The sequence below is a fragment of the Streptomyces sp. NEAU-W12 genome (genome assembly GCF_026242095.1).
Lineage (GTDB): Bacteria > Actinomycetota > Actinomycetes > Streptomycetales > Streptomycetaceae > Streptomyces.
Window position 1 is genome coordinate 1 of sequence record NZ_JAPJDM010000071.1, and the last position, 4322, is coordinate 4322.

The following is a 4322-nucleotide window of genomic DNA, read 5'->3' on the forward strand; positions in this document are numbered from 1 at the left end:
CGCAGAGCGAGATCTTTGACAAAGGCGGACCGGACCGCGTCGCCGGCGCCCGACCTCGTCGGCCGTGACTTCACCGCTCCGATGCCCGGGCTGAAACTCGTCGACGACATCACCTGCCTGCCCACGGCTGAGGGATGGCTGTATCTCGCGACCGTCATCGACCTGTGCACCCGTGAAGGTCGTGGGCTGGTCGATGGCCGGCCATATGCGCACGGAGCTGGTCTCGGACGCCATCCGGATGGCTCACGCGGGCGGACACACGGCAGGCAACGCGATCTTCCATTCCGACCGCTTGAGTCCGGGCAGTACACATCACACCAATTCAGGTCACTACTAGCCGAGTTGGACATCCGGCAGAGCCTGGGGCGCACAGGATCCTGCTTCGACTGTGAGGATGCTCAGGTGCCGCTCCGGGCGGTGGCCTGACCCGTGCTTCGACTGGCGTTGTTGCCTTGGCGTTGATCTGTCGGCCACTGCCTGGAGCGGCGCTCGCTGCCGCCGGGCAGGGGACGTGTCCCGATAGGGGCCTTCGCGACAGGCACCGTCACAGTCTTGACCGCCCCGGCCCGGCGACGGCCACCGGCACCCGAGGCGATCAGGAGACCAGCGACCTTGCCCAGCATCACGCAGCCCACCGTCCCATGTCACATTCCGGCCGACGCCGAGGAGGACATCCTGCTCGGCGTTGACACCCACAAGGACGTCCATGCCGCAGCCGTCATCACCACGCTCGGCGCCGCTCTGGACGGCCGCAGCTTTCCGGCGACTGCGGAGGGATATCGTCAACTCCTGGCCTGGGCACAGTCGTTCGGCATGCTGCGGCGGGCCGGGGTCGAGTGCACCGGATCCTATGGTGCTGCCCTGACGCGGCACCTTCGGGCCGAGGGCATCGAGGTGACCGAGGTCAACCAGCCCGACAAGGCCGCCCGACGGCGCCACGGCAAGACCGACGCCATCGATGCCGAAGCCGCCGCCCGCGCCGTGCTGTCCGGTCGCGCCACCGCCGCAGCGAAGACGAGCGACGGCCCGGTGGAGATGCTGCGACTGTTCAAGCTGGCGAAGGGGCCCGCGATCAAGTCAAGGACCCAGGCCATCAACCAGCTCAAGAGCGTTCTGGTTTGCGCCGACGCCGAACTTCGCGAGTCCCTGGCAAGGCTGAGCAACTCGAAGCTGCTCAAACAGTGCGCCGCACTCGCGGAGCCGGAGGTCTCCGGGCCGGCAGGAGCCGCGCGTCACACCTTGAGACTGCTGGCCCGCCGCATCCAGCACCTGACCGAGGAGATCAACGACCTCAACAAGCGCATAACAGAAGCGATCAAAGCGAGTACGCCGGGCCTGCTTGACGCCCACGGCGTCGGCCCTGACACTGCAGCAGCCCTGCTCATCTCGGCCGGTGACAACCCCGAACGCCTCGACAGTGAAGCGTCCTTCGCCGCCCTGTGCGGCACCAGCCCGGTCGGGGCATCCTCCGGCAAGACCCAGCGCCGCAGACTCAACCGAGGCGGCGACCGCCAGGCCAACGCCGCCCTCTACCGGATCGTCCTCAGCCGCTTGCGCTGGGCGGGCCCTTCCCAGGACTACCTGCGGCCACGCCTCGCGGAGGGCAAGACCAAACGAGAGATCATCCGCTGCCTCAAACGGTACGTCGCGCGAGAGATCTACCGGCTCATTGTCCCCACAAACACCGCGGCAGACCCCACGGAACCTGCCCGAGACGCCGCTTGACATCCATAGGGGCATCAACGCCGCCGCGGAGAGCTTCTTCGCCCTCCTGAAAGCCGAGATCGGCACCACCGTATGGGGCAGCAGGGAAGAAGCCCGGCAGGACGTATTCCAGTGGATCGCGCAGCATTACAACCGGGAGAGGATCCACTCCACGATCGGCTACATCACGCCGCACCAGGCCAGGATCCGCTGCCATCAACGACTGGACCTCGCGGCATAAAACGGAAGTGTCGGGACCCGAGGGGTCACTTCACCCAACTCCAGCCCCCGGCACGAAAACGTTCCACCGACTCCGTCGGCGGACCGTTAAGAAAGATCGAGGTTAGTCGGCTATTTGACCCGAGGACGCCGCGTTACTCTTGAACCAAATGATATATGTCGAACCATTCAGAACGTTAGTTGCGATTACATTCCACTGGTTCGCTTTAGCCAGTGTCCAGTTCGCCTGACAATCGCTGCCCGAGGTGCCGAAGCATACCTTCATGTAGCGGTTAGTTTTCGGCTTGACGTTGATGTCATTGCAGTTCGACGAGGTTACGAACCATTGGGCCGGCCCTGCATACAGCAGCGGCTGATTAGACGGCTTCGAGTAAGAAACGGCTCCTCCGTAACAGGAGGCAGCGACACTAGCTTGATTCTCCTGAGGCGTCGGCACCGCGTGTGCAGACGAAGCACTCACCCCCACGAGAGCGAGTGCCCCAAACGCAGTGGCTGCCCGGCGAAAATTGAGAGACATTTCTCCTCCTTGATGGCTGAACTAATTATAATTAGCTGACCAACTCTTCACCTAGTCAATTTCAGACAATACTTCATCGGAATCACGCCAGCGCAAGATAAAGAGGATGACGAGGTAGGTAGAGTATCTAAATGCATTTTTCGCCACTTAGCTTGACGTTTATCGTCCGCGGTCGAACGTGGCATCGAACTTGGTGACGCTTTCGGCTGAGTGCCTGACGTGAGAGCGGCCTTCGCCTGATCCTGTGCTCCGTCACAGAGGCACTTGACCAGCACGAAGGCCGGAGCGATGAGTCTGCTGCAGCGGGATGCCCCGCGGGATGCGTTTGCCGAACTGTCATGCTTTCGGACGGAGTTCTATGCCTGCCTGACCCAGAGGCGGGATGCTTTGTTCGAGCTGAGTGACGCCTTGTTGTGTGCGGACGGCCCGGTGAGGACGTTGGTCGAGCTGTCCCTGGTACCTGAGCATCAGCGTGGGCATGGTGCGTTGTACGGCGGGCTGAACCGCGGGCATCTGGATGTGGCACGGCTGCGCAGGGCCCTGGCGGGACTGCCGCTTCCCCGGACGGCGGAGGGGCGGTTGGTCTTGGCGGTCGATGTCAGCAACTGGCTGCGGCCTGATGCGAATACCAGCCCGGACCGGCTGTTCTGCCACACATACGGTCGCGGCAGGGGCTCGGCCCAGATGATCCCCGGGTGGCCCTACTCCTTCGTGGCCGCTCTGGAACCGGGGCGGACGTCGTGGACTGCCATGCTGGACGTGGTCCGGCTGTGTCCGTGGGACGACGCGATCGCCGTCACCGCCGCCCAGGTCCGGGACGTGTTCCAGCGGTTGTATGTGAAGGCCAGTGGAAGATCGGTGACCCGCCCGTCCTGGTCGTCGTCGATGCCGGCTATGACGTGACCCGACTGGCTTTCCTGCTCGCGGACCTGCCCGTGGAGCTGCTGGGCCGGATGCGTTCGGACCGCGTCCGGTACTTCCCGCCCCGCCGCAGCCACCGGGCAAGCGCGGGCGCAAGCCCAAGCGCTGGGCGGAGTTCGCGTTCGAGGCCGCGGCCACTCAGCCGGTCCCATCGGTCACCACCGTGTCCGACACCACCCACTACGGGAAGGCCGTCGCCACTGCCTGGGACCGCCTGCACCCACTACTGGTTCGGCACTCGGCCTGGGCCGACCACCCCGAAGGAGACCTGCCGGTCATCGAAGGCACCGTCATCCGTCTTCAGGTCGACCACCTCCGTGGAGACCGCAGCCCCAGACCGGTCTGGCTGTGGTGGTCCGCCACCGCCGCAACGGCAAACGACGTGGACCGGCTCTGGCAGGCATTCCTACGCAGATTCGACCTTGAGCACACCTTCAGGATGTTCAAGCAGACGTTGGGGTGGACCGCTCCCAAACTCCGCGAGCCGGCCGCCGCCGACCGCTGGACCTGGCTCGTCATCGCAGCCCACACTCAACTCCGCCTTGCCCGGCCCCTCGCAGAAGACCTCCGCAATCCCTGGGAACGGCCCGCCCGCCAAGGGCGCCTCACACCCGCGCGCGTCCGTCGAGAATTTCGCCGCCTCCACGGGAAAACACCTCAGCCGGCCAGCGCACCGAAACCCAGCACCGCAGGCCCCGGTCGGCCAATCGGGATCAAGAACAAGCACCGCGCACGCGAGCACCCCGTCGGGAAACAGGACAAACCAAACCTCGCGGAAGCCATCGCAAGCAGCAGAGCCGCATAAACGTCAAGCTAAGAAGTAGTCTCATTTGGAGAGTCTGCGGTAGCAGATGAGGCTGCAGGCGATGGCGGTGAAGGCCAGGAAGTGCTCGGCCTTGCGTTCGTAGCGGCGGTGCAAACGGCGGCAGCCGCCCAGCCA

The 4322-nt window shown here is 64.7% G+C and carries 3 protein-coding genes and 2 pseudogenes; 4 read left to right on the plus strand and 1 reads right to left on the minus strand.

Annotated features, from left to right (window positions below; translation table 11 throughout):
* Positions 1-612: 612 nt before the first annotated feature.
* The 4 genes and pseudogenes from ORI94_RS34925 (at position 613) to ORI94_RS35690 (ending at position 4187) form a co-directional block, all read left to right on the plus strand.
* Positions 613-1725, plus strand: coding sequence for an IS110 family transposase (locus ORI94_RS34925; protein ID WP_266083102.1), 1113 nt, complete (start codon positions 613-615; stop codon positions 1723-1725).
* A complete protein-coding gene (locus tag ORI94_RS35680) occupies positions 1670-1945 on the plus strand; it encodes an integrase core domain-containing protein (RefSeq protein WP_416237956.1) in 276 nt (91 codons plus the stop codon). The genes ORI94_RS34925 and ORI94_RS35680 overlap by 56 nt, the downstream gene beginning before the upstream one ends.
* A gap of 804 nt (positions 1946-2749) precedes the next feature.
* Positions 2750-3474, plus strand: a pseudogene (locus ORI94_RS35685) (transposase); the annotation flags it as partial.
* 71 nt (positions 3475-3545) lie between these two features.
* Complete coding sequence (locus ORI94_RS35690; RefSeq protein ID WP_266083106.1) at positions 3546-4187, plus strand: hypothetical protein; 642 nt, start codon at positions 3546-3548, stop codon at positions 4185-4187.
* A gap of 21 nt (positions 4188-4208) precedes the next feature.
* Here the strand turns inward: ORI94_RS35690 and ORI94_RS34945 are convergent.
* Positions 4209-4322 (minus strand): annotated as a pseudogene (locus ORI94_RS34945) (IS5/IS1182 family transposase); the annotation flags it as partial.